Raw genomic sequence first — 23,827 nt, forward strand, 5'->3', positions numbered from 1 at the left:
TGCGGCGCCCAGTCCTACTACACGCCGGCAAGACCCGGACGCCCCACGGCACGCCCTACAGCGCCCCGCCCAGCCAGACGCCCGTGAAAGCGGCCCCGAGCCCGGCCACCACGCTCGCCGTCACATAGGCGGCAGCGAGGAGACCGGCTTTGCCCTCGGCCAGCCGCAGGGTCTCGTGGGAGAAGGTGGAGTACGTGGTCAGCGCGCCGCAGAAGCCCGTACCCAGCAGCAACTGGAGGTGCGGGTCCGGGGCGGCGCCGGTGAGCAGGCCGAGGACGAGGCAGCCGGTGATGTTGACGGCGAAGGTGCCCCAGGGGAAGGTGCTGTCGTGCCGGGATCTGACCACGCGGTCGGTGAGGTAGCGGAGGGGTGCGCCGACCGCTCCGCCCGCGATGACGAGCAGCCAGTTCACAATGACTTCTTACCCTTCAGGGCCCGGCGGGTGGCGGTCGCCGCGAGTGTCACGGCGGTGAGCGCCGCGAGGAGGGTCGCGGCAAGATAGGCGATCCCGGTGCCGGGGTGGCCGTCCTCGACCAGCTTCTGGATGTCGACGGTGTAGGTCGAGAAGGTCGTGAAGCCGCCGAGCACCCCGGTTCCGAAGAAGGGCCGTACGAGGGGATGCCCGGCCCGGAACTCCGTGACGACGACCATGAACACACCGATCACGGCACAGCCGACGACGTTGACCCAGAAGGTGGTCCAGGGAAAACCGCCGGTCCTCGCGGGCCAGAGCAGGGCGGCCCCGTACCGGGCGCAGGCACCGATCGCGCCGCCGGCGGCGACCACCGCGACGACGGGTCCTTGGCCGCGCAGGACGGCGGTGTCGGGGGCGGTCATGGTCGTACGTCTCCTACTCACCGCCGCGAACGAGAATCACGGCCGGTCAGCAGGGTAGCGCGCCCCGACAAGGGCGCGGAGCTGTACTTGTGTGCGACTCCGCCGCGTGGGCACGCCGAGTCCCCACTCACCCGCAGCCGATGTCAACCCACCCGTTCACCACCCCTTCTCGAACATCCGAGCCACCTCAGCGATCCGCACCTCGTCGGGCCGGTAGAACGTCCGCCACCGGATCCGCTTCGTACGCACCACACCGATCCCCGCCAGCAACCCCAGATGGCTGTGGGCCACAGCCCGCGGAACCCCGAGTTTCGCGGCCACCGCCGCCGCCGTGACGCCGTCCTCGACCGGATCGCCGTGCCGCTGGGGCGGAAAGTGCGCGCGGGGGTCCTTCAGCCACTCCAGGATCTCCAGGCGTCGCCCACCCGCGGGTCTCTTCAGCATCGCGCCTCCTCGTCCCGGTCACCCCGTCCGCACTTCCCAATGTCCCGCAGTTCGGGTCGCCACGTCCGGGGCTTCGCACCTCTTGGCCGAGGTCGAACCCTCCCCACCACGTACGTGAGTTCGAGCAAGCCCTTGCTCACCAACGCGCAGGGGCCCGGCCACCCCCCTCGGGCGGCCGGACCCCCTGTCACTTCCGGCTCAGCGGTGGCTGAACCACGTCATCGCGGGCAGCGCCTTCTCGTCGTAGCCGAACAGGGCCTGGTTCTCCCAGCCGTTGCCCGAGGACGCGTCCGTGGGGTCCCAGCCGTTGCCGGTGACCGCGGTCCAGGTCGCCTCCCAGTAGAAGACGCCGAGGCCGCGGCCGTTCGGAACGGCCTCCACGATGTTCAGGATGTCCCGGAACCAGGCCGACTGCCCGGCCGTGGACGCCGGGTACCCGGAGACCAGTTCACTGCTCAGGTCGATGATGTTCTCGTGCGAGTCCTCGCTGTCGAGCCGGAAGGGGTAGGCCGTCTCGGCGACGTACACCGGCTTGCCGTAGCGGGAGGCCGCGTCGTCCAGGGTGGTCTGGAAGTCGTAGAGCGAGCCGTGCCAGTAGCCGTAGTACGACAGGCCGATCACGTCGAACTTCACGCCGTTGGAGACCGCGCTGTCGAACCACCAGCGGGTGCCCGACAGGTCGCCGCCCTTGGCCAGGTGCAGCGCGACGGTCGTCCCGGAGTTGACCGCCTTGACCGCGTCGTAGCCGGAGTTGAGCAGCCCGGCGAGCTGCGACCAGTTGTCGGTCGAGCCCTCGGACCACAGCATGCCGCCGTTGATCTCGTTGCCGACCTGGACCATGTCGGCGGTGGTGCCCTGGGCCTTGAGGGCGTTGAGGACGTCGTACGTGTGGTTGTAGACGTCCGTCTTCAGCTGGCTGTACGAGTGTCCGGCCCAGGCGGCGGGCTTGGACTGGGCGCCCGGGTCGGCCCAGGTGTCCGAGTAGTGGAAGTCGACCAGGAGCTTCATGCCCTGCGCCTTGATGCGCTTGGCGATGGCCAGGACACGTGCCTTGTTGCTGTAGCCGTCGGCCGGGTTGACCCAGACCTTGACGCGCGCGTAGTTCATGCCGGAGTTCTTCAGGATGGTGAGCGCGTCGCTCGTCGTCCCTGAACTGGTCTTGTAGACACCGCCCTTGGCCTCGCTCTTGACGAGGGAGGAGATGTCGGCGCCCTTGACGGGCACCCCGCCTGTGCCTGAGGCGAACGTCAGGTCGTCGACGTTGATCCAGTTGCCCGCGTTGGCATCGGAGTTGATGCTGATCGTGCACTGGTTGTTCGTCACCGCGATCGGTACGACGATCCGGATCCACCCGCTGGCGGAGACGGGCAGGTCGGTGCGCTGTTCCGAACTGCCGCAGTTCTTCAGGGCTATGTAGGCGGAGTTCTGGCCGCCGCCCGAGCGCACCCACGCGGTGAGCTTGTAGTTGCCGTTGGTCAGCCCGGACAGGTACTGGTAGGTCTCCACCTTGTAGGCGGAGGCGGAGTAGTGGGACAGGCGGTAACTGCCGCCGTGGCCACCGGCCTCCACGTACGAGGCGGCCGTACTGCCGTACTCCGACCAGCCGTTGGGTACGGCGGCGCCCGAACCGTCGGCCTCGAAGCCGCCGTTGGTGAGGGTGCTGGCCGCCTGTGCGGAGGTGGCGGGCAGGGCGGTGAGGGCGAGGCCCGCGGCGAGCGGGAGCAGCAGGGCCTTGATGGTGCGCCTGGTGGCGAGTCGGGGCGTGCGCCCGGGTGTACGTCGGGGTGTGCGTCTGGGATGGAACATCGTCGTCCGTCGTCCCTTCGACGTGATGGGTTGGGGGTGGTCCCTCCCGAGGGGAAGGAGGGAGCCCCTCCGCCCGCGGCTCTCGTGGCACTCACGGACGGAGGGGAACTTGCGGCTCGGCCGTCGCCAACTCGGGCGTCGACCACGGTCGTCGACCTCGGCTGCCGAACTCAGTTGTCGAGCCGGACGACCCTGACGGCTCCGGCGGGCAACTCAAGGCGGCCGGCGGCTCGTTCGCCGGTCAGCAGTTCGGTGCCGGGTGCCTCCAGCGGCACCTTGGCGTCCGACACGGTGTGGTTGACGGCGAACAGGTAGGTGCCCGACTCGCCCGTGCGGCGCACGAGTTCGACGTCGTGCGGGAGGTCGGCTCGGGGGGCGAGGTCGGCGTCCTCGGTGGCCCAGCCGAGGAGGGCGTCCAGGCCGTGTGCGTCGAGGCGGGTCGACACGTACCAGGCGGTGCCCTCGCCCAGGCGGTGGCGGGTGACGGCGGGGTGGTCGGCGGTGAGGCCGTCGGCGTAGGTCCAAACGGTCTCGGCGCCGCGCGGGACGACGAACTCGGTCCACACGTCGCCGGTCAGCTCGGAGCCGTCGGGGCCGGTGATCCGTACGGCGTCGCCCTGGAGCAGCGGGGAGAACTCCTCGACGGTCAGGCCGAGTACGTCGCGCAGGGCGCCCGGGTAGGGGCCGTCGTGCACGGCGTCGTGCTCGTCGACGATGCCGGAGAAGTAGGAGACGACAAGGGTGCCGCCGTTCTCGACGTACTCCTTGAGGTTGTTCCCGGCGGCCTCAGTCATCAGGTAGAGGGCGGGTACGACGACAAGGGGATAGGCCGACAAGTCGGCTTCCGGGTGGGCGAAGTCGACCGTGAGGTGGCGGTCGTACAGGGCCTCGTAGAAGGCGTCGGCGCGCTCGCGCGGGTCGTGGTCCTCACTGGGGCGCCACTGGAGGTTCTGCGCCCACCAGGAGTGCCAGTCCCAGAGGACGGCGACGTCGGCGACGGTGCGCGTGCCTCGGATGGACGCCAACGAGTCGAGGGAGGCGCCGAGTTCGACGACCTCGCGCCAGACACGGGTCTCCGTACCGCCGTGCGGGAGCATCGCCGAGTGGAACTTCTCGGCGCCGCGCCGGGACTGGCGCCACTGGAAGAACATCGCGCCCTCTGAGCCGCGTGCCACATGGGCGAGGGAGTTGCGGGCCATCTGGCCCGGTGCCTTCGCGGGGTTGCGGGGCTGCCAGTTGATGCCCGAGGTGGAGTGTTCGAGGAGAATCCAGGGGGCGCCGCCGCCGACGGAACGGGTGAGGTCGGCGGCCATCGCCAGGTTGACGTGGGTGCGGCGGCCGTCGGTGATCAGGTAGTGGTCGTTGGTGACGATGTCGACCTCGCGGCCCCAGGCCCAGTAGTCGACGGAGTCGCACTGGCTGAGCGCGGTCATGAAGTTCGTGGTGACGGGGATGCCGGGCGCGAGGCGGTGCAGGATGTCCCGCTCCATACAGAAGTTCTCGCGCATCGTGGCGTCGGCGAACCGCTTGTAGTCCAGCGCCTGGCCCGGGTTGCCGACCGTGGGTGCGGCGCGCGGCGGGTTGATCTGCTCGAAGGCCGCGTAGTGCTGGCCCCAGAAGGCCGTCCCCCAGGCCTCGTTGACGCCGTCGACCGTCTCGTACGTCGACTGCAGCCAGCGCCGGAAGTGGGCCGCGCAGGAGTCGCAGTAGCAGGCGGAGACCGGGACGCCGTACTCGTTGTGGACGTGCCACATCGCGAGCGCCGGGTGGGCGCCGTAGCGCTCGGCGAGCCGCGTGGTGATGTTCGCGGCGGCGGCGCGGTAGTCGGCGTTGCTGTGACAGATCGCGGCGCGGGAACCGAACTCGTAGCGCACGCCCTCGGGGGTGACCGGCAGCGCGTCCGGGTGCTCGCGGTAGAACCAGGCGGGCGGCGCCACCGTGGGCGTGCCGAGGTCGGCGCGGATGCCGTTCTCGTGCAGGAGGTCCAGGAGGCGGTCGAGCCAGCCGAAGTCGTACACGCCGGGTGCCGTCTCCAGCAGGGCCCAGGAGAAGATCCCGACGCTGACCATCGTGACGCCGGCCTCGCGCATCAGCCGGACGTCCTCCTGCCAGACGCTTTCCGGCCACTGCTCGGGGTTGTAGTCCCCGCCGAAGGCCAGCCTGGTGAGGCCCGTGGGGGTGGTCTCCGGCATGGATTGTCTCCCGATCGGTCTGTCGCTCTGGAACATATCTGGAACTAATCTTGGGAACGTGCACACACAGCTTCAGCGGCGCGGGGCCTAGATAACCTCATGGCAACAACCATTGACAAGTGTCGAGGATGTTTCTCTACTGTGAACGCTCACAGAAGCATGGCGGGCTTTCGCAGCAGGCGGGAGCCCCATGGTCAGGGGAGAACGTTCCATGCCGAACACGAAGCAGTGGCGCCTCGTGGCAACCGCGGTCGCCGTCACGCTCGGTGCCACCACACTCGCCGCCTGCGGGTCCGACGACGACAGCGACGCCCAGTCCGGCCCGGTGTCCCTGACGTACTGGACCTGGACGCCCGGCATGGACAAGGTCGTCGACCTGTGGAACAAGGGGCCGGGCAAGGAGCAGCAGATCACCGTCACGGTGAAGAAGCAGGCGTCCGGCGACACCCTGGTCACGAAGATCCTCACCGCGCACAAGGCCAAGAAGGCGCCGGACCTGGTGCAGGCCGAGTACCAGGCACTGCCGACGCTGGTCAGCAACGACGCGCTCGCGGACATCTCGGGCGAGGTCGGCGACGCGAAGAAGGACTTCGCCGAGGGGGTCTGGCAGCAGACGACGCTGGGCACGGACGCGGTGTACGCGGTGCCGCAGGACATCGGGCCGATGATGTTCTACTACCGCGAGGACCTCTTCAAGCAGTACGGCCTCAAGGTCCCGACGACCTGGGAGGAGTTCGCCCAGACCGCCCGTGACCTGAAGAAGAAGGCCCCGGACAAGGATCTCACCACCTTCTCCGCCAACGACTCCGGTCTCTTCGCGGGCCTCGCCCAGCAGGCCGGCGCCAAGTGGTGGACGACCTCCGGCGAGAAGTGGCAGGTCGGCATCGACGACGCGGCGACCCAGAAGGTCGCCAAGTTCTGGGGCGACCTCGTCAAGGAGGACGCCATCGACAACCAGCCGATGTACACCCCGGCCTGGAACAAGGCGCTCGACACCGGCAAGCAGATCGCGTGGGTCAGCGCGGTGTGGGCGCCGGGCACGCTGACGACGGCCGCGCCGGACACCAAGGGCAAGTGGGCCATGGCCCCGCTCCCCCAGTGGTCGGCCGGTGAGGAGGTGACGGGCAGCTGGGGCGGCTCCTCGACCGCCGTCACCACCGACTCCGCCCACAAGTCGGCCGCCGCGAAGTTCGCCGCCTGGCTGAACACCGACGGCGACGCGCTGGCCGCGCTCGCGAAGGAGGGCGGGATCTACCCGGCCGCCACGGGCGCCCAGCTCAGCGGCGCGTTCGCCAAGTCGCCCGAGTTCTTCTCCAACCAGGCGGACTTCTACACCGAGGCCGCCGAGATCGCGAAGACGACGGCGCCCTCCGCGTGGGGCCCGAACGTGAACGTGGCGTACACCTCCTTCAAGGACGCGTTCGCCTCGGCCGCGAAGAACAAGTCGGACTTCGGTGCCGCCCTGAAGACGATGCAGGACGACACGGTCGCCGACCTGAAGAAGCAGGGCTTCGGAGTCGCGGAGTGACCAGCGCACGCCGACGGTCGTACGGGGTCAAGTCGGCCCCGTACGCCTTCCTGCTCCCCGCGGTGATCCTCTTCGCCCTCTTCTTCGCGCTGCCGATCGGCTACGCGCTCTGGCTGAGCCTGCACAAGGTGAAGGTGTCGGGGCTGGGGCTCGGCTCGGGGGCGCGGAAAGAGGTCTGGGCGGGTATCGAGAACTACACCGCCGCCCTCACCGACAGCGAGCTGCTGCACGGCGCGCTGCGCGTGGTCGGCTACGGCGCGATCGTGATCCCGGTGATGCTGGGGCTCGCCCTGGTCTTCGCACTGATGCTCGACGCGGACAAGGTGCGGTTCACGCCCTTCACCCGGCTCGCGATCTTCCTGCCGTACGCCATTCCGGGCGTGGTCGCCGCACTGCTCTGGGGCTTCCTCTACCTCCCCGACGTCAGCCCGTTCTACTTCGTCCTCGACAAGCTCGGGCTGCCGCAGCCGGACCTGCTGGACGGCGGTCCGCTGTATCTCGCCCTCTCCAACATCGCGGTGTGGGGCGGTACGGGCTTCAACATGATCGTCATCTACACCTCGCTGCGGTCGATCCCGGCCGAGGTGTACGAGGCGGCGAAGCTGGACGGCGCCACCCCGCTGCAGATCGCGCTCCGGATCAAGATCCCGATGGTGGCGCCCTCGCTGGTGCTGACCTTCTTCTTCTCGATCATCGCGACGCTGCAGGTGTTCAGCGAGCCGACCACCCTCAAACCGCTCACCAACTCCGTTCCCACGACGTGGAGTCCGCTGATGAAGGTGTACCAGGACGCCTTCGGCAAGGGTGACATCTACTCGGCCGCCGCCGAGGCGACGATCATCGCGATCGTCACGCTGGTCCTGTCGTTCGGCTTCCTGCGGGCCGCGAACTCCCGTAACAAGCAGGAGGCAGCACGATGAGTTCCCTCGCCGTGGGCAAGGCGGAGGCGACGACGGGCACCAGGCCCGGCACCGTCCAACGCCCGCCGCTGCGCGGCCGTATCGCCCTGGTCCCGACGATCACCCTCCTCCTGGGCGCGCTGTACTGCCTGCTGCCGGTCGCATGGGTGGTGATCGCGGCGACGAAGTCGGGCAGCGAGCTGTTCTCCACCTTCACCTTCCTGCCCGGCAGCGGATTCACCGACAACGTCAAGGAGTTGAGCGCCTACCGAGACGGCGTCTACTGGAAGTGGATGGGCAACTCCGCCCTCTACGCCGGTCTCGGCGCCCTCCTGTCGACGGCGGTGAGCGCCGTCAGCGGCTACGCCCTCGCGATCTACCGTTTCCGGGGCCGCGAGGCGGTGTTCAGCGTCCTGATGGCGGGCGTGCTGATGCCCCCGGTGATCCTCGCGATCCCGCAGTACCTGCTGCTGGCGAAGGCCGACATCACGGACTCGTACGCGTCCGTGCTGCTACCGCTGGTCCTCTCCCCGTACGGCATCTACCTCGCGCGGATCTATGCCGCCGCGGCCGTGCCCGCCGATGTCGTCGAGGCCGGGCGGATGGACGGCGCGGGCGAGTGGCGGATCTTCACCAGGGTCGCGCTGCCGATGATGATCCCGGGCCTGGTGACGGTGTTCCTGTTCCAGTTCGTGGCCGTGTGGAACAACTTCCTGCTCCCCTACATCATGCTCAGCGACGACGAGAAGTTCCCGATCACGCTCGGCCTGTTCACGCTTCTCGAACAGGGCGCGAACACTCCGGCGCTCTACACGCTGGTGATCACGGGCGCCTTCCTGGCGGTCGTCCCGCTCATCGCGCTCTTCCTGGTCATCCAGCGGTTCTGGAGCCTCGACCTGCTGTCCGGAGCCGTAAAGTCATGACCATGAGCAATACCGGGGGCCGGCGCAAACCGCCGACGATCCACGACGTGGCGCGCGAGGCGGGGGTCTCACGGGGCACCGTCTCGCGCGTGCTCAACGGCGGTCACTATGTGAGCCCCACCGCCGCCGAGGCGGTGAACGCCGCGATCCGCAAGACCGGGTACGTGGTCAACCGGCACGCCCGTTCGCTCATCACCGGCCGCTCCGACTCGATCGGCTTTCTGCTGACGGAGCCTCAGGAGCGGTTCTTCGAGGACCCCAACTTCAATGTCCTGCTGCGGGGTTGCACCCAGGCACTGGCGGCGCACGACATCCCGCTCCTGCTGATGCTGGCGGGCACCGAGGACGAACGGCGGCGCATCACGCGGTACATCACCGCCGGTCATGTCGACGGGGTGCTGCTGGTCTCCAGCCACTCCGGCGACCCGGTCGCGCAGGAGCTGTGCGAGGCGGGCGTCCCGCTGGTCGCGTGCGGCAAGCCGATCGGCCTCGGCTCCAAGGTGAGTTACGTGGCGGCGGCCGACCGCGACGGCGCCCGGGACATGGTCCGGTATCTGTTGTCGCTGGGCCGCCGCCGTATCGCCGTGGTGACCGGTCCGCTCGACACCCCGGGCGGTGTGGAGCGCCTCGCCGGGTACCGGGAGGTGCTGGCCGAGGAGGGCATCGAGTACGACGACCGGCTCGTCGTCTCCGGCGACTACAGCCGGGCCAGTGGTGAGGCGGGGGCGGAACGGTTGCTGGCGCAGTGCCCGGACCTGGACGCCGTGTTCGTCGCGTCCGACCTGATGGCACAGGGGGTGCTCACGGCGCTGGAGCGGGCGGGGCGGTCCGTTCCCCAGGACGTGTCGGTGGGCGGCTTCGACGACTCCTCGGCCGCGCTGGCCGCCCGGCCGCAGCTGACGACGATCCGACAGCCGTACGACCGGATCAGCGCCGAGATGGTACGGGTGCTGCTCGCGCAGATCGGCGGGGAGGACCCGTCGGCGGTGATCCTGCCGACCGAACTGATCAAGCGCGGGTCCGCCTGAGCATGCCCGTTTTTATGCATACGCATTAACATGGGGTGCATGGCAGTGAACAGGGCCGGTGCGGGGCTGGCGGACCAGTGGCGGGACATCCTGGCGGCGCACGCCCGCACGATGTGCGAGATCGACCGTGTGCTGCATCCGCACGGGCTGGGCGCGAGCGACTTCGAGGTGCTCGACGTCCTCGTCGCGGAGGCGGATGCCACGGCGGACGAGTGCAGGGTGCAGGACATCGCCGGCCGGATTCATCTCAGCCAGAGCGCGTTGTCCCGGCTCATCGGGCGGCTGGAGAAGGACGGGCTGGTCGAGCGGAGCATGTGCGTGGAGGATCGGCGGGGGGTGCGGGTCGCTTTGACGGCGCGTGGTCGTGCGCTGCACGGGGAGGTTCTGCCGCTTCAACGGGCTGCTCTGGAGAGGTCGTTGGGGGCTGAGGAGTGTAGGTAGTTCGTTTGCCGCGCGCTCGTGGGGCTTCTCGCGCAGTTCCCCGCGCCCCTAAAGGGGCGCTCCTCCTCAGCTCAGTAGTTGTCTTACCGCCTCGAACGCCGCCTCTACCGTTGCCGGGTCCGCTCCCGGGCGGGCCAGGGCGCTCATCGGGATCGAGGGGACCGGGGGGAGGCCCTCGTACGGGGTGAGGCCGTCGGGGGCCGGGCCCACCGCCGCCAGGAGGGCCACTCCCCTGCCTGTGCGGGCCAGGTCCAGGACGCCCGCCAGGTAGCCCGCGTCACCCACCACCGATGCCGGGACGCCCTGTTCGGCGAGGGTCGCGATGGCCCGGCGGCGGATGGCGCAGGGGTCCTCGATCGCGACCAACGGGACGGGCGCGGGGGCCGCCGGGGGCACCCAGCCGGGGGGAGCGTGCCAGGTCAGGGGCAGGCCGCCGACCGAGGTGCCCTCCGTCGCGGCGGCCTCCGTCACGTACACCGCGACATCCACGCTGCCGCGCTCCACCGCCTCCACCAGCCGCGCCGACCGGTCGATACGGAACCGCACCCGACAACCCGGGCGCACCGCCTCGACGGCCGCGGTCAGCCTCGGCAGGAACTGGTCGGCGGCGTGCTCGGTGGAGCCGAGGGTGATGGTGTCGCCGTCGACGTCCAGCAGGGTGCGTACGGCCTCGTCGTGGACGGCGAGGACCCGACGGGCCTGCTCCAGCAGGAGGCGGCCCTCCGGGGTGAACCGGGTGCCCCGGCCCTCGCGTTCGACGACGGGCCTGCCCAGGGTCTTCTCCAGCCGGCGGACGTGCTGGCTCACCGCGGACTGGCTGAGGGCGAGCGCCTGGGCCGCGCGGTGGAAGCCGCCGTGGTCGGCGATCGCGGTCAGACTGCGCAGCGCCACGATGTCGAGGACTGGTTGGGGCATACGGTGACCGTAGCCCGCCCGCGCCGCCGATCGCCATTTTCGATCGATTACGGATCGCGATCGATTTCGATGCGGAATCGTCGTTGGACGTCGTACGCAGGTGCCGGTCACGATGAACGCATGGCGTATCCGACCGCATCCGCTGCCCTGCTCACGCAGCGCCGAGTCATCGACTTCGGCGTCGCGTGCACCGCGCGCTGTCGTTGATCCCACGCCGCCTCCCGGCGTTTCCGTACGGCCTCCACTGATCGGCTCCGCGCTGCCCGCGTGCCGCTAGGCCGTTCCTCGCCCCCACTCCGCTCTCACTCACGCTCTCCGCCCGCCCTTTTCCCCTCACCCCGCAACGGGAGTTGCTTCCTCATGCCCTCTTCCCTGCCCTCCCCCGCCTCCTGGGACGAACCCGAGGGCCTCGCCGCGCGCGGCACGCTGATCGTGCTGCCCGGACGGGGCGAACACGGCGGTCTGTACGAGCGGTTCGGCCGCCGTCTGGCCTTCGACGCCTACCGCGTACGGGCGTTGGGCGACCCGTCCGCCGATCCGGCGGTGCTCGACGAGGCGGCCAAGCTGCTCGCCGACGAGTCGCTCGCGGGTCCGAAGGTGCTCGTCGGTTCGGACACGGGTGCCCGGTACGCCGTCCAGCTCGCCGCCGAGCATCCGGCGGGCGTCGACGCGCTGATCCTCGTCGGCCTGCCCATCGACCCCTGGGAGTCGAAGAGTTGGGAGGACGAGCTGGCGGCACGCACCGCCTGCCCGACCCACCAGGGGCGCCTGGCCGGGGACTCCGCCTTCCGGCGCGGGGCGATCGACACGGCCGTCGACCTGCCGGAGCTGCGCCTCGACCAGGTCCAGGTGCCGGTCCTTGCACTGCATGGCAAGGACGACCAGGTCAGCCCGCTCGACCGGGCACTGAGCGCCTACGAGGGGCACGCGAACGTCCGGACGGTGACCTTCGACGGCGGCCGGCACGACGTGCTCAACGACGCCCTGCACCGCACTGCCGCCGCCACGGTCGTCCTCTTCCTGGAGCGCCTGCGCCTCTCCCCCGAGCTGCCCGTGATCGCGGAGGAGCTGGCATGAGCAACACGCGTGTGACGACCACTGTCCCCGAACTCCGCGACGCCCTCGCCTCCGAGCAGCCGCCCCTGGTCCTCGACGTCCGCTGGGCGCTCGGCGACCCGTACGGCCGCGACCACTACGCGGACGCGCACATCCCGGGTGCGGTGTACGTCGACCTGGACACGGAGCTGGCCGCGCCGCCGAGCCCGGAGGGCGGACGCCATCCGCTGCCGGAGATCGGCGCGTTGCAGTCGGCGGCCCGCGGCTGGGGTCTCCGACAGGGGCAAGCGGTAGTCGTCCACGACGACTTGGGCAACACCGCCGCCGCACGGGCCTGGTGGCTGCTCCGGTACGCCGGGGTCGCCGACGTGACCTTCCTGGACGGGGCGTTGGGTGCCTGGCGGGCGGCGGGACTACCGCTGGAGTCCGGCGTCCCGGCCGATCCGGAGCCCGGCGATGTCGTCCTCGGCACAGGCGGGCTACCGCTGACCGACGCCGACGGCGCCGCCGAACTCGCCCGCGAGGGGCTGCTGTTGGACGCCCGGGCAGGCGAGCGGTACCGGGGTGAGGTGGAGCCGGTGGACCCGCGCGCCGGGCACATCCCGGGTGCGGTGTCCGCGCCGACCGGGGAGAACCTCGCGGCAGACGGGACCTTCCTCTCACCCGAGCTGCTGCGCAAACGGTTCGCGGACCGGGGCGCCGACGACGCGTCACGCATCGGCGTGTACTGCGGCTCCGGTGTCACCGCCGCCCACCAGATCGCCGCGCTCACCCTCGCCGGTTACGAGGCGACCCTCTTCGCCGGTTCCTGGTCCGCCTGGTCCGCCGATCCCACCCGCCCGGCCGCGACCGGCCCGCACCCGTCCTGACCCTCCCGGGCCCCGCGAGAGGAACCCCGCCATGACCACCACCAAACCGCTCGACGCAGCACCCCAGGCCCCGCCGCCCACCGACACTCCCCCGGCACCCGCACCCCGGATCACCATCCGAGGCGCCGCCCGCACCACCCGACGGTTCCAGCTGCCCCGCTCGGTACGCCGGGCCGCCGGACCCGTGGGCCTCGTACTCCTCTGGTTCCTGACCTCGGCCACCGGCGTGCTACCCGAGTCGGTGCTCGCCTCCCCCGTGGACGTCCTGAAGCAGGCCGTCGACCTGACGAAGAACGGTGAACTGCCGGGCGCCATCGCCGCGTCGGGCCGCCGAGCCGCCATCGGATTCCTCATCGGAGCGACGGTCGCCCTCGTACTCTCCCTGCTCGCCGGGCTGTTCCGGCTCGGCGAGGACGTCATCGACTCCTCGATGGGCATGTTCCGGGCGATCCCCTGGGTGGGTCTGATCCCGCTGTTCATCGTCTGGTTCGGCATCGAGGAGACCCCGAAGATCGCCCTGGTCGCCCTCGGTGTCACCTACCCGCTGTACTTCAACATCTACGGCGGGATCAGGTCCACCGACGCCCAACTCGTCGAGGCCGCCCGGATGATGGGCCTCGGCCGGTTCGGGCTGATCAAGTACGTCATCCTGCCGAGCGCGCTGCCCGGCGCCCTCGTGGGGCTCCGGTACGCGCTCTCCACCGCCTGGCTCGCGCTCGTCTTCGCCGAGCAGATCAACGCGGACGCGGGGCTCGGCTACCTGATGAGCAACGCCCAGCAGTACTTCCGCACCGACATCATCGTGCTCTGCCTCGCCGTGTACGCGCTGCTCGGCCTGGCCTGCGACTTCGCCGTACGGGTCCTGTCGCGCCGGCTGCTGACCTGGCGGGCCAACTTCGAGGGCGAGGCGTGATCCCCATGGCCAACAGCGTGGAAATCAGAGGGCTTTCGCGGGCCTTCGACGGCAACACCGTGCTGCACGAGCTGGATCTCGACATCCGGGAGGGCGAGTTCGTCGCCCTGCTCGGGCACAGCGGCTGCGGCAAGTCGACACTGCTGCGCATCCTCGCGGGGCTCGACGACGAGATCGGCGGCGAGGTGACCGTGCCCGCGCGGCGCAGCGCGGCCTTCCAGTCGCCCCGGCTGCTGCCCTGGCTGAAGGTCTGGCGCAATGTGGTGCTCGGCCTGCCCGGACGGCCCGACCGGGCCCTGGCCGACAAGGCCCTCGCCGAGGTCGGCATCGCCGAGCGCGCGACCGTCTGGCCCAAGACCCTCTCCGGCGGCCAGGCCCAGCGGGTCTCGCTGGCCCGTGCTCTGGTCCGCGAGCCCGAACTCCTGCTCCTGGACGAGCCGTTCGGCGCGCTCGACGCGCTGACCCGGGGCAAGGTGCAGCAGCTGGTCGGCGAGCTGTGGCAGCGGCACGGCTGCGCGATCCTCCTGGTCACCCATGACGTGGAGGAGGCGCTGCTGCTCGCCGACCGCGTCCTGGTCATGGACGAGGGGCGCATCGCCCACGACCTCACCGTCGATCTTCCCCGCCCCCGTGATCTCACCTCACCCGAGTTCGTCACCCTCCGCGCCCGCCTCCTCGGCTGGCTCGGTGTCACCGCACACACCCTCGAAGGGACCCCCTCGTGATACGCAGACTCGCCACCGCCGCGCTGAGCGTCACCGCCCTGCTGGCGTTGACCGCCTGCGGCGCGGACTCCTCGGCGGACGCCGCCGGGAGCGGCTCCAAAGTGACCCTCACCATCGGCGACCAGGCCAAGACCCTCCAGACCATCGTCGCCGCCTCCGGCGCGCTCAAGGGCGCCAAGTACAACGTGAAGTGGGCCGAGTTCGAGGGCGCGGCCCCGCTCTACCAGGCCGTGCAGGCGGGCGCCGCCGACACCGGCTTCTCCGCCGACCTGCCGGCGCTCCAGGCCCTCAGCGGCGGCGTGAAGATCAAGAACGTCGCCGCGCTGCAGAACGACGGCAGTCATGTCGGGATCGTCGTCCGCAAGGACTCCGGCATCGACAGCGTCAAGGATCTCAAGGGCCAGAAGGTCGTGGTGTCCTCGGCGAAGGGCAGCATCTCGGAGTACCTGCTGGCCAATATCCTCAAGCAGAACGGCCTGGACTACAAGGACGTCAAGGTGCAGTACCTGCTGCCGACCGACGCGCAGGCCGCGTTCTCCTCCGGCAAGATCAAGGTCTGGGCGATCTTCGGTGTCTACCAGGCCGTCGCCCTGGAGCAGGGCGGCAAGCTGCTGATCGACGGCGCCGACGGCCGGGTCAGCGGCTACGGCTTCGTCAACGCCTCCGAGAAGGCCCTCGGCGACCCGGCGAAGAAGGCCGCACTCTCCGACTTCCTGAAGCGCCTCGGTACGGCTCTCAAGTGGACCAGCACGCACAAGGACGCCTACGCGAAGGCCATCGTGGAGCGCAACGGCGCCGACCCGTCGGTCGCGAAGACGCTGGCCTCGGCGGCGTACGGCCAGGTCCTGCCGATCACCGACGACGTGAACAAGACGGTCCAGGACGTGGCCGACCTCATGCACAGCATCGGTGTCCTGGACCCGAGCGTCGACGTGGCCGAGTCGGCGGACACGTCCCTCCTCAAGTAGCGGACACGTCCCTTCTCAAGCAACCCTCACGACAAGGGAGTTCCCCATGCCTGTCGAGTTCATCAGCGCCGTCCACACCGACTCCGGCTCCAACGGCCCCGCCTCCAGCAACCGCACCGGCGGCTTCGACCCCGACTTCGTCCGCAAGTACGCCCGCACCCTGGACGACGGCGGCTTCGACCACACCCTGGTCGCCTACCACTCGGCGTCACCGGACGCGCTCCAGCTGGCCCAGTTCGTCGCCACCAACACCGAGCGGATCCGCCCGATCCTGGCCCACCGACCGGGCGTGATCTTCCCGACCCACGCGGCTCGCGCACTGGCCACCCTGGACCAGATCAGCAGGGGGCGGCTGTCGGTCCACATCATCTCCGGGGGCAGCGACGAGGAGCAGCACCGGGAGGGCGACTACCTCAACAAGGCGGAGCGGTACGAGCGTTCGGACGAATACATCCAGATCCTGCGGAAGGTCTGGCAGGCCGACGGTCCTGTCTCGCACGAGGGCAAGTACTTCAAGTTCGAGGGATACGCCTCGGACGTGAAGCCCTACAACGGGCTGGTCCCGGTCTCGGTCGGCGGTTCCTCGCAGGACGCCTACCGGGTGGGCGGCCAGCAGGGCGACATCTTCGGCCTGTGGGGCGAACCGCTGAAGGAGACGGCGGAGCAGATCGCGGCCGTCAACGCGGTCGCACGGGCCGCCGGACGCCCCGACCCCCGTATCTGGGTTTCGTTCCGTCCGATCATCGCGCCCACCGAGGAGCTGGCCTGGGAAAAGGCGCACCGCACGCTGGGCGCGCTCAAGGACCAGGCCGCCAACACCGAGCTGCTGCGCCACTACCGGACCAACGGCCGCCCCGCGAACGTCGGTTCGCAGCGGCTGCTGGACATCGCCGACCGGGGCGAGGTCCACGACCGCTGCCTGTGGACCGCCCCCGCGGTCGCGACCAACGCCGCCGGTGCCTCGACCGCGCTGGTCGGCACCCCGGAGACGGTCGCGAAGGCGCTCCTCGACTACGTCGACATCGGCTGCGACCTGCTGTCGATCCGCGGCTACGACCCGCTCAACGACGCGATCGACTACGCCCGTTACGTCCTCCCGCTGGTCCGCCAGGAACTCGCCCACCGCGCGGCGACGACCACCCAGGCCGCCTGACACCCCGTCAACTCCTGTCCACCCATCCCTGTCCGACCACCCCTGTCTGCGAATCCCCTTATGGAGACTCCGTGTTCCGCCGCTCACGCCCATTGCGCACGTCCGCCGCCGTCCTGCTGCTCGCCCTCACGGCGGCCTGCGGGAGTCAGGCCGAGGCCGAGTCGTCGTCCGACCAGTCCGCCGTCACCCTGCGGGTCGGCGCGACCGGCTGGAAGGTCGAGGAGGCCGTCCTGAAGTTCGCCGGCCTCGACGACACCCCCTACAAGGTGAAGTGGAACGTCTTCCAGGGCGGTGACCTGCAACTCCAGGCGATCCGCGCCGGCGCCCTCGACGTCGCCGCCTCCAGCGAGATCCCGCCGATCTTCGCCGCCGCCGACGGCGAACCGAACTTCAAGGTCGTCGCCGTACAGCGCGGCTCCACGCTCAACCAGGAAGTCGTCGTCCCCAAGGGCTCGAAGGTGACCGACATCGCCGGCCTGAAGGGCAAGAAGGTCGGCTACGTCCAGAACACCACCGCCCACTACTTCCTCTACCAACTCCTGAAGCAGGCGGGCCTGAAGTGGTCCGACGTCGACGCCAAGCCGCTCCTGCCCAACGACGGCCTCGCGGCCCTGAACGGCGGCGGCATCGACGCCTTCGCCTCCTACGGCACGTCGATCATCACCGCCCACCAGCAGGGCGCCACGACGATCGGCTCCGGCGCGGACATCCTCTCCGGCAACTTCCTCTGGACGGCCCGCGACAGCGTCCTCAAGAACCCCGCCCAGCAGGCGGCGACGGCCGACCTGATCGCCCGGATCACCCAGGCTTACGCGTACGTCAGAGACGGCCGCGAGGCCGAGTTCGCGAAGGTCGTGTCGGACAACACCCACCAGCCGGTCGCCCAGGCGGAAAAGGACCTGGTCGACGCACAGAACCAGCGCCCGACCCAGGCCCGCACGGTCGGCGACGACACCATCGCCTCGCAGCAGAAGGTGGCCGACGTGTTCACCGAACTCGGCGCCCTCAAGGAGAAGTTGGACGTGAAGTCGTTCTGGACGACGAAGCTCAACACCGAACTGGCCGCCGACCTGAAGAAGAAGCTGTGAGCACCCAGAACGCGGTGACCGCCCGTATCGCCGAACTGGCCCCCGAGTACGACCGTTCGGGCGCGTTCCCCGCCGAGTCCCTGAAGGCCGCCCACGAGGCCGGCCTGCTCACCGCCACCATCGGCGAGCGGTACGGCGGCCGGGGCGCGGGCGTCGAGGAGACCGCCCGCGTCCTGCACGCCCTCGGCCAGGGCGACCCGTCCGTCGCCCTGATCGCCGCGATGACCCTCGCGACCCACAACCGCCAGGCCGTACAGCCGCACTGGCCCGAGGAGTTGTACGCCCGGGTCGTCAAGGAGTCGTTCGTACGTCCCGTGCTCGTCAACCACGCCCGCGTGGAACCGGAGTTGGGCTCCCCCGCACGCGGCGGACTGCCCGCGACCCGGGCCGGCCGCACCGGGGACGGCTGGGCGATCAGCGGCACGAAGCGCTTCGTCACGGGCGCCGAGGGCCTGGACTGGTTCCTGGTGTGGGCGACCACCGACGAGCCGGAGCCCCGCGTGGGCACCTTTCTGGTCCCCGGCGACTCCCCTGGCATCGAAGTCACCGGCCACTGGGACCAGTTGGGGCTGCGGGCGAGCGGCAGCCACGACGTGACCTTCCGGGACGTGGAGGTGCCGTACGAGCAGGTCATCGGGCTGGCGCCGTACGGCCCAGCGTCCGAGCAGGACAACCGGGCGGGCGCTTCCCTCCATCTGCCGCTGGCCGCCCTGTACTTGGGGGTGGCGCGGGCAGCGCAGGCGTTCTTCCACACGTTCGCGCAGACCCGGGTGCCCGCCAACCTCGGTCATCCGGTGGCCCGTACGGAACGCTTCCGCCGGGCGGCCGGGGAGATCGAGGTGCTGCTGACCGGCGCCGAGCAGTTGGTGTTCGGCGGCGCGGCCCGGGTCGACGCCGCAGACCCCTCGTACACCCCCGAACAGGCCCTCGGGGCCAGGGTGTTGGCGGACCGGCACGGCGTGCAGGCGGTCGGACTGGCCATACGCCTGCTCGGCAACCCAGGACTCGCCCGGGGCAACCCCCTGGAACGCCATTTCCGTGACATCCAGTGCGCGCCCGTGCACGCACCCCAGGAGGACATCTCCGTGCTCGCGATCGGCACGAAGGCCCTGGAGGCCAATGCTGCGGACGGAGAGGAGCAGTGACCGCCCCCACCACGACCGCCTCCGCCCAGCTCCTCGGCCTCCTCGCCCGCGATCTGCCGCCCGACCGGCTGGCCACCGACCCGGCGACCCTGGCCGCGCACACCACCGACCGTTCCGGCACCCGGCCGTACGGCGGACCGCTCGCCGTGGTCCACGCCCGACGCACCGAGGACGTCACCGTCACCCTCCGGCACGCGCACGCCCTGCGCGTGCCGGTGGTACCGCGCGGTGCGGGCACCGGGCTGTCGGGCGGCGCGACGGCAGGCGAGGGCACCCTCGTCCTCGACCTCTCCGGCATGAACCGCATCCTCGAACTGTCGGCGGACGACCAGCTCGCCGTCGTCGAACCCGGCGTGATCACCGCCGAGTTGGACCGGGCGGCGGGCGAGCACGGCCTCCGCTACGCGCCCGATCCGGCGAGCGCCGCCCTGTCGACGATCGGCGGGAACATCGCCACCAACGCGGGCGGGCTGCGCTGCGCCAAGTACGGCGTGACGCGGGACAGCGTGCTCGGGCTGGAAGCGGTGCTCGCGGACGGCACGGTGGTGCGCACGGGCCGCCGTACCGTCAAGGGCGTCACCGGCTACGACCTGACCGCGCTGCTCACCGGCTCGGAGGGCACCCTCGCGGTGATCACCTCGGCGACCCTGCGACTGCGCCCGCTGCCGGTCGCCACGGCCACCGTCGCCGCGTACTTCCCGTCCTTCGAGCAGGCAGCCGAGGCCTCGTACGCGATCGGCCGGGCCGGGGTCGTACCGGCGTTGGCGGAGTTGGTCGACGGGCCGGTGCTGGAGGCCGTGGACCCGGCGCTGCGGGAGCGGGGCGCGGCGCTGCTGCTGGTGCAGTGCGACGGGGCGGGGGCCGGGGCGGAGGCGGCGACGGTCGCCCGCGTACTCGCCGAGACCGGGGCGACGCTGGTCGAGACGACCGACGACCCGGCCGAGGCGGAGTCACTGCTCGCCGCCCGTCGGGGCGCCCTGCCAGCGCTGGAACGGCTGGGCCGCCCGCTGATCGAGGACATCGCCGTACCCCGCTCGCGGCTGGCGGAGGCGGCCCGGGAGATCCGGGAGATCTCGCGGCGCCACGACGTCCCGGTGTTCACCATCGCGCACGCGGCGGACGGGAATCTGCACCCGATCATCGTGGTCGACCCGGCCCTGGACGGGCTGCCGGACGCGGCCTGGGAGGCGGCGGGCGAGATCTTCGCGCTGGCGCTGCGGCTCGGCGGGACGATCACCGGCGAGCACGGGGTGGGGGTGCTGAAGCGGCAGTGGGTCGCCGACGAACTGGGCCCCGCCGCACATGCGCTCCAGCGGCGGATCAAGGACGCGTTCGATCCCCGGGGCATCCTCAACCCGGGTAAGTCCCTTTAGCCGGGCGGGGGTTCAGTACTCGTACGGCCGGGCCAGCAGAGTCCGTACGCCGTCCGAAGTGATCGTCAGGCCGTGCGGGGAGGCCGCGTCTATGGTGAGCGAGAGGTCGCCTGCGGGCCACTGGTCGGCGAGGGCGCCCAGCGGGACGAGACGGTAGCGGGAGACGGCCGGCAGGAGTCCGGCCAGTTCGGGTTCCGAGGTGAAGACGGGCACGGCCTCCCGGCCGTCCGGCTGCTCCAGTACGGGCAGCGCCACTGTCGAGGGGTCCCCGGCCTCCAGGTCACTGACGTCGTCCGGTACAGGGACGAGCACCTCGCTCCTGGCGAGGACGTCCAGCGCGGCCGGGTCCTCGTTGTCGCCGCCAGCCAGCGCTTCGAGCGCCCGCCGGGCCGGCGTGTCGGTGTGGTGGCGCGTGGGTGTCTCCATGGCGGGTCCTCTGGTGGCGACGGGTCGTACGGGCCGCCCGGGACACGACGGTCCCGGGCGTGTTAGGGGGTCGCCTACCCGACCGGGTCCCGGGCAACCCTGACGGCCCGGGACCCGACCGTGTTACTTCAGATACGGCCCGGCGGTCCCGATCTTCCCGGGCCCGTTGAGGACGTACACCCGCAGGTTGCCCTTCCCCGGCGCCGCCACGGTCAGCGTGCCGTTCGAGACGGTCCGTACGTCACCGGTGACGGCGTCGGTGTACGTGCCGTTCGGGATGCCGGTGTAGGTGGCGTCGCCGGTGACCGTGACCAGCGCGAAGCTGTCCGTCGAGCCGCTGGTGTACCGGCGTTTGAAGGCCATCTGGCCGCTGATGCCGTCGGTGGAGTACTGGCCCATCTGGAGGGCCGGGACCGCCCGCCGGATCTGGTTGAGCCGCTGGAGGTGCTTGACCAGGGGCTGGGCGAGCGTGTTCGCCACCTCACCGCTCGCCGAGCCGACCGTACCGAAGTCGGTCGCGGTGACCGATCCGGCGAGATGGTCGCCGTAGTACGCCCGTCCCGTGTTGGCCAGCGGGCAGGTCGGGCCGCAGTCGATCTGCTTGCCCTTCTGGAACTCGATCTCGGAGCCGTAGTACAGCGTCGGGATACCCCGGAAGGTCCACATCAACGCCATGTTCTCGGCCCAGGCGTCGGTGCCGCCGCTGTAGCGGTTGCTCGACTTGTTGGGGCCGTAGTCGTGGCTGTCGACGTAGACGACGTTGTACGTGGCGTCGTTGACGGAGTCGTCGGAGTCCTTGCCGTTGTAGTAGGCGTTGGGCGCGTCACCGAAGTTCATGTGCATGCGCATGTCGATGATGTTCATGCCGGAGAACTGGCTGCGGTCGGGCGTGTGGTAACTGTTGCCGCTCAGGAAGGCGTTGGCCGATGTCGGCTGGTTTCCGGTGCCCAGGTTGTTCTCGTAGGTGAACTGCTCGATGGCGGCCGCCTCGTCGTCGGCGCTGTACTCCTTGCGTTCCTTCCACGTGTAGAACTGCGCCGAGTGGTTGACCGAGCCGCGGTTCCACTTGTCGTTGACGAAGGCCGCGACCTCGCCGAAGACGAAGAAGTTCTTCGCCGCCTCCGTGCCGAACTTCTGGGTCACCCGGTCGTAAATGGCGGGCAGGAAACGGCGGTTCCAGGTCACGCGCGGGATGTGGACGGCCGTATCGATACGGAAGCCGTCGACGCCCATGTCGATGTACTTGTCGTACGCGCCGATCAAGTAGTTCTGGACGGTGGTGTTCTCGGTGTTGAAGTCGGCCAGGTCCTCGTGCAGCCAGCACGAACGGGCGTCCTCGCCCTCCCAGTTGCCGATCCAGCACTGGTGGTAGTACGCCTTGGGGAACATGCCCGAAGTGGGGCTCGGCCACTGGCAGTTGTAGAGCGTGTAGCCTTCGGCGCTCTTGCCGCCGGTCGCCTTGCCCCAGTTGAGGCAGGTGTTGCCGGTCGGTTCGGCCGTCGACCAGAGGTCGCCGTTGTAGTAGGACTTCCCGGACTTGGGCTCGACGGTGAGGCCGTCGTACTCGAAGCCCTCGGCCTTCTCGTCGTAGTACCAGCTCCACTGGGTGTCCCGGACGCCGTACACCGTGGGCGTGAACAGGCCCTTGGCGCCCCACCGGGAGCTGTGGTTGTAGACGACGTCCTGGTAGATCTTCATGCCCTTGGCGTGGGCCGCGTTGATGAGGTCCTGGTAGGAGGCGCCGGCCGACTCCAGGCGTGGGTCGACCTTGTAGAAGTCGTAGCCGTGATAGCCGTGGTAGTCGTAGTCCGAGCGGTTGAGGACGACCGGGGTGATCCAGAGCGCCGAGAAGCCGAGCGCCTTGACGTAGTCGAGTTTTTCGACCAGTCCCTTGAAGTCGCCGCGGAACATGGGGTCGTTGTTCGCCGCGTTGCCCGACTTGGTGTGCTGGCTGCCGCCGCGGTCGTTGCTCGTGTCGCCGTCGTAGAAGCGGGCGGTGAGGACGAAGTAGATGGGGTCCTTGCGCGGGTCGGTGCCGAGCGGGGTGCCGGAGGCCGGTGCGGGGGCCTGGTCACCGGTCGTGGCGCTCGCGGCGGCGGAGGCGGACGAGGTGTTGCCGGCGGCGTCGACGGCCTTGACCGTGTAGGTGTAGGTGGTCCGCACCTCAAGTCCCGTGTCGGAGAACACCGTCGATCCGATGTCCGTGACGACCGTGCCCTTCGTGCCGCCGGTGCGGGTCACCTGGTACTTGGTCACGCCCTTGTTGTCGGTCGAGGCGTCCCAACTCACCACGACCGAGGTGTTGGTGGCGCTGGCCGTGACCTTGGCGGGCACTGTCGGAGCCTCGGTGTCCGGTGCCTCGGTGGCGCAGGGGTCGGTGGCATTCGCGGTGACCGTGCGGTCCTTCACGGTCGTGGTGCCGGTCCCGATGGTGTAGTCGGCGCTGTTGTTGTTGTCCCAGACGCCGTTGCCGTTGTTGAAGGCCGCCTTGAGCGAGGTCGCGGTGCCGATGTCTAGGGTCTTTCTCCACCAGCCGGTGCAAGCTGCGGTCATGCCGACGCCGGGGACTGTCGTCCAGGAGCCGCCGGTGGGCGCGTAGTGGATGTTGGCGGTGGTCCATCCGGAGGTGGCGGTGGAGTAGTAGACGGTGGCCTGGTTGCCGGTGCCCGTCCCGGTGTCGGCGCACGGGTCGCTGTGGGCGATCACGCCGTCCTTGACGGTGATGGTGCCGGTGCCGAGCGCGTAGTTGCTGCCGCCGTTGTTGTCCCAGGTCCCGCTGCCGTTGTTGAAGGTGGCCTGGAGTCCGGCGGCCGTACCCAGGTCGACGGTCTTCTTGACCCAGTCCGTGCAGGCCGACTCCATCTGGGTGCCGGGGACGGTGGTCCAGGAGCCGCCGTCGGGGGCGTAGTGGAGGTAGGTGGTGGGCCAGCTCTTGGTCTTCGTGTAGTAGAAGACGGTCGCGGTGTTGGACGCGGCGGCGGCCGTCTCCCGCATGGGCGCGGGGCCCGTGTCCGGCGGGAACGCTCCCACCAGCACGGCAGCCGCCACGAGCGCCACCAGGGGTTGCCTCATGAGTGACTCCAATACGGCCTGGAATG

22 protein-coding genes are annotated in these 23,827 nt (G+C 70.1%); 14 read left to right on the forward strand and 8 right to left on the reverse strand.

Annotated elements, in window-relative coordinates; genetic code table 11:
- Positions 1–55 precede the first annotated feature (55 nt).
- The 5 genes from crcB (CW359_RS26080) to CW359_RS26100 all read right to left on the reverse strand — a co-directional run bounded on the left by crcB (CW359_RS26080) (position 56) and on the right by CW359_RS26100 (position 5,279).
- A complete protein-coding gene (gene crcB, locus CW359_RS26080) occupies positions 56–412 on the reverse strand; it encodes a fluoride efflux transporter CrcB (protein ID WP_105972561.1) in 357 nt (118 codons plus the stop codon).
- Positions 409–837 (reverse strand): fluoride efflux transporter CrcB, encoded by a 429-nt coding sequence (gene crcB, locus CW359_RS26085; protein ID WP_105972562.1) that lies wholly within the window; start codon positions 835–837, stop codon positions 409–411. Before crcB (CW359_RS26085) ends, crcB (CW359_RS26080) begins: the two co-directional genes overlap by 4 nt.
- A 156-nt stretch (positions 838–993) precedes the next feature.
- Entirely contained in the window at positions 994–1,281 is a 288-nt protein-coding gene (locus tag CW359_RS26090; protein ID WP_105972563.1) for a helix-turn-helix domain-containing protein, read from the reverse strand.
- Positions 1,282–1,479: 198 nt separating this feature from the next.
- Positions 1,480–3,087 (reverse strand): glycoside hydrolase family 53 protein, encoded by a 1,608-nt coding sequence (locus CW359_RS26095; protein WP_105972564.1) that lies wholly within the window; start codon positions 3,085–3,087, stop codon positions 1,480–1,482.
- Between the two features lie 170 nt (positions 3,088–3,257).
- Positions 3,258–5,279, reverse strand: a complete 2,022-nt coding sequence (locus CW359_RS26100; protein WP_105972565.1) for a beta-galactosidase — start codon at positions 5,277–5,279, stop codon at positions 3,258–3,260.
- 211 nt (positions 5,280–5,490) lie between these two features.
- Here CW359_RS26100 and CW359_RS26105 point away from each other — a divergent pair, with 211 nt between their 5' ends.
- Genes CW359_RS26105 through CW359_RS26125 form a run of 5 tightly spaced genes read left to right on the forward strand, consistent with a single transcriptional unit; the run spans position 5,491 to position 10,098 of the window.
- A complete protein-coding gene (locus tag CW359_RS26105) occupies positions 5,491–6,807 on the forward strand; it encodes an ABC transporter substrate-binding protein (protein ID WP_105972566.1) in 1,317 nt (438 codons plus the stop codon).
- The gene (locus CW359_RS26110) at positions 6,804–7,727 is read left to right on the forward strand and encodes a carbohydrate ABC transporter permease (protein WP_105972567.1); all 924 of its coding nucleotides are present in this window, start codon (positions 6,804–6,806) and stop codon (positions 7,725–7,727) included. Before CW359_RS26105 ends, CW359_RS26110 begins: the two co-directional genes overlap by 4 nt.
- Positions 7,724–8,629: a carbohydrate ABC transporter permease gene (locus CW359_RS26115; RefSeq protein WP_105972568.1), complete on the forward strand. Its 906-nt coding sequence runs from the start codon at positions 7,724–7,726 to the stop codon at positions 8,627–8,629. The genes CW359_RS26110 and CW359_RS26115 overlap by 4 nt, the downstream gene beginning before the upstream one ends.
- On the forward strand, positions 8,626–9,657 hold the full coding sequence (locus tag CW359_RS26120; RefSeq protein WP_105972569.1) for a LacI family DNA-binding transcriptional regulator: 1,032 nt from the start codon (positions 8,626–8,628) through the stop codon (positions 9,655–9,657). Before CW359_RS26115 ends, CW359_RS26120 begins: the two co-directional genes overlap by 4 nt.
- Positions 9,658–9,696: 39 nt before the next feature.
- Positions 9,697–10,098: a MarR family winged helix-turn-helix transcriptional regulator gene (locus CW359_RS26125; RefSeq protein ID WP_105972621.1), complete on the forward strand. Its 402-nt coding sequence runs from the start codon at positions 9,697–9,699 to the stop codon at positions 10,096–10,098.
- Between the two features lie 66 nt (positions 10,099–10,164).
- Here CW359_RS26125 and CW359_RS26130 read toward each other — a convergent pair whose 3' ends face one another.
- The gene (locus CW359_RS26130) at positions 10,165–11,013 is read right to left on the reverse strand and encodes a LysR family transcriptional regulator (protein ID WP_105972570.1); all 849 of its coding nucleotides are present in this window, start codon (positions 11,011–11,013) and stop codon (positions 10,165–10,167) included.
- 360 nt (positions 11,014–11,373) lie between these two features.
- Here CW359_RS26130 and CW359_RS26135 point away from each other — a divergent pair, with 360 nt between their 5' ends.
- The 9 genes from CW359_RS26135 to CW359_RS26175 all read left to right on the forward strand — a co-directional run bounded on the left by CW359_RS26135 (position 11,374) and on the right by CW359_RS26175 (position 20,303).
- Positions 11,374–12,090 carry an alpha/beta hydrolase gene (locus CW359_RS26135; RefSeq protein ID WP_105972571.1) on the forward strand — a complete coding sequence of 239 codons (717 nt, stop codon included), beginning with the start codon at positions 11,374–11,376 and terminating at the stop codon, positions 12,088–12,090.
- Positions 12,087–12,938, forward strand: a complete 852-nt coding sequence (locus CW359_RS26140; protein WP_105972572.1) for a sulfurtransferase — start codon at positions 12,087–12,089, stop codon at positions 12,936–12,938. Before CW359_RS26135 ends, CW359_RS26140 begins: the two co-directional genes overlap by 4 nt.
- A 31-nt stretch (positions 12,939–12,969) precedes the next feature.
- Positions 12,970–13,851: an ABC transporter permease gene (locus CW359_RS26145; protein ID WP_105972573.1), complete on the forward strand. Its 882-nt coding sequence runs from the start codon at positions 12,970–12,972 to the stop codon at positions 13,849–13,851.
- A gap of 5 nt (positions 13,852–13,856) precedes the next feature.
- On the forward strand, positions 13,857–14,576 hold the full coding sequence (locus CW359_RS26150) for an ABC transporter ATP-binding protein (RefSeq protein ID WP_105972574.1): 720 nt from the start codon (positions 13,857–13,859) through the stop codon (positions 14,574–14,576).
- Positions 14,573–15,544 (forward strand): ABC transporter substrate-binding protein, encoded by a 972-nt coding sequence (locus tag CW359_RS26155; RefSeq protein WP_105972575.1) that lies wholly within the window; start codon positions 14,573–14,575, stop codon positions 15,542–15,544. Before CW359_RS26150 ends, CW359_RS26155 begins: the two co-directional genes overlap by 4 nt.
- 46 nt (positions 15,545–15,590) lie before the next feature.
- On the forward strand, positions 15,591–16,697 hold the full coding sequence (locus CW359_RS26160; protein ID WP_105972576.1) for an LLM class flavin-dependent oxidoreductase: 1,107 nt from the start codon (positions 15,591–15,593) through the stop codon (positions 16,695–16,697).
- A 71-nt stretch (positions 16,698–16,768) separates the two neighbouring features.
- Complete coding sequence (locus tag CW359_RS26165; protein WP_105972577.1) at positions 16,769–17,785, forward strand: ABC transporter substrate-binding protein; 1,017 nt, start codon at positions 16,769–16,771, stop codon at positions 17,783–17,785.
- The gene (locus CW359_RS26170) at positions 17,782–18,930 is read left to right on the forward strand and encodes an acyl-CoA dehydrogenase family protein (RefSeq protein WP_232838601.1); all 1,149 of its coding nucleotides are present in this window, start codon (positions 17,782–17,784) and stop codon (positions 18,928–18,930) included. Before CW359_RS26165 ends, CW359_RS26170 begins: the two co-directional genes overlap by 4 nt.
- Positions 18,927–20,303, forward strand: a complete 1,377-nt coding sequence (locus tag CW359_RS26175) for an FAD-binding oxidoreductase (RefSeq protein ID WP_105972578.1) — start codon at positions 18,927–18,929, stop codon at positions 20,301–20,303. Before CW359_RS26170 ends, CW359_RS26175 begins: the two co-directional genes overlap by 4 nt.
- A 12-nt stretch (positions 20,304–20,315) precedes the next feature.
- Here the strand turns inward: CW359_RS26175 and CW359_RS26180 are convergent, their stop codons facing one another.
- Together CW359_RS26180 and CW359_RS26185 are read right to left on the reverse strand one after the other, a co-directional pair.
- Positions 20,316–20,729: an SseB family protein gene (locus tag CW359_RS26180; RefSeq protein WP_105972579.1), complete on the reverse strand. Its 414-nt coding sequence runs from the start codon at positions 20,727–20,729 to the stop codon at positions 20,316–20,318.
- A gap of 123 nt (positions 20,730–20,852) precedes the next feature.
- Positions 20,853–23,801: a carbohydrate binding domain-containing protein gene (locus CW359_RS26185; protein ID WP_105972580.1), complete on the reverse strand. Its 2,949-nt coding sequence runs from the start codon at positions 23,799–23,801 to the stop codon at positions 20,853–20,855.
- Positions 23,802–23,827: the final 26 nt, after the last annotated feature.

This window comes from Streptomyces geranii, assembly GCF_002954775.1.
GTDB lineage: Bacteria > Actinomycetota > Actinomycetes > Streptomycetales > Streptomycetaceae > Streptomyces > Streptomyces geranii.

What these genes read in the sequence shown, in the direction of transcription:
- crcB (WP_105972562.1), bottom strand. Translation starts at nt 837, where the DNA reads ATGACCGCCCCCGACACCGCCGTCCTGCGCGGCCAAGGACCCGTCGTC.
- CW359_RS26090 (WP_105972563.1), bottom strand. Translation starts at nt 1,281, where the DNA reads ATGCTGAAGAGACCCGCGGGTGGGCGACGCCTGGAGATCCTGGAGTGG.
- CW359_RS26095 (WP_105972564.1), bottom strand. Translation starts at nt 3,087, where the DNA reads ATGTTCCATCCCAGACGCACACCCCGACGTACACCCGGGCGCACGCCC.
- CW359_RS26100 (WP_105972565.1), bottom strand. Translation starts at nt 5,279, where the DNA reads ATGCCGGAGACCACCCCCACGGGCCTCACCAGGCTGGCCTTCGGCGGG.
- CW359_RS26105 (WP_105972566.1), top strand. Translation starts at nt 5,491, where the DNA reads ATGCCGAACACGAAGCAGTGGCGCCTCGTGGCAACCGCGGTCGCCGTC.
- CW359_RS26115 (WP_105972568.1), top strand. Translation starts at nt 7,724, where the DNA reads ATGAGTTCCCTCGCCGTGGGCAAGGCGGAGGCGACGACGGGCACCAGG.
- CW359_RS26120 (WP_105972569.1), top strand. Translation starts at nt 8,626, where the DNA reads ATGACCATGAGCAATACCGGGGGCCGGCGCAAACCGCCGACGATCCAC.
- CW359_RS26125 (WP_105972621.1), top strand. Translation starts at nt 9,697, where the DNA reads ATGGCAGTGAACAGGGCCGGTGCGGGGCTGGCGGACCAGTGGCGGGAC.
- CW359_RS26130 (WP_105972570.1), bottom strand. Translation starts at nt 11,013, where the DNA reads ATGCCCCAACCAGTCCTCGACATCGTGGCGCTGCGCAGTCTGACCGCG.
- CW359_RS26135 (WP_105972571.1), top strand. Translation starts at nt 11,374, where the DNA reads ATGCCCTCTTCCCTGCCCTCCCCCGCCTCCTGGGACGAACCCGAGGGC.
- CW359_RS26140 (WP_105972572.1), top strand. Translation starts at nt 12,087, where the DNA reads ATGAGCAACACGCGTGTGACGACCACTGTCCCCGAACTCCGCGACGCC.
- CW359_RS26145 (WP_105972573.1), top strand. Translation starts at nt 12,970, where the DNA reads ATGACCACCACCAAACCGCTCGACGCAGCACCCCAGGCCCCGCCGCCC.
- CW359_RS26150 (WP_105972574.1), top strand. Translation starts at nt 13,857, where the DNA reads ATGGCCAACAGCGTGGAAATCAGAGGGCTTTCGCGGGCCTTCGACGGC.
- CW359_RS26160 (WP_105972576.1), top strand. Translation starts at nt 15,591, where the DNA reads ATGCCTGTCGAGTTCATCAGCGCCGTCCACACCGACTCCGGCTCCAAC.
- CW359_RS26180 (WP_105972579.1), bottom strand. Translation starts at nt 20,729, where the DNA reads ATGGAGACACCCACGCGCCACCACACCGACACGCCGGCCCGGCGGGCG.
- CW359_RS26185 (WP_105972580.1), bottom strand. Translation starts at nt 23,801, where the DNA reads ATGAGGCAACCCCTGGTGGCGCTCGTGGCGGCTGCCGTGCTGGTGGGA.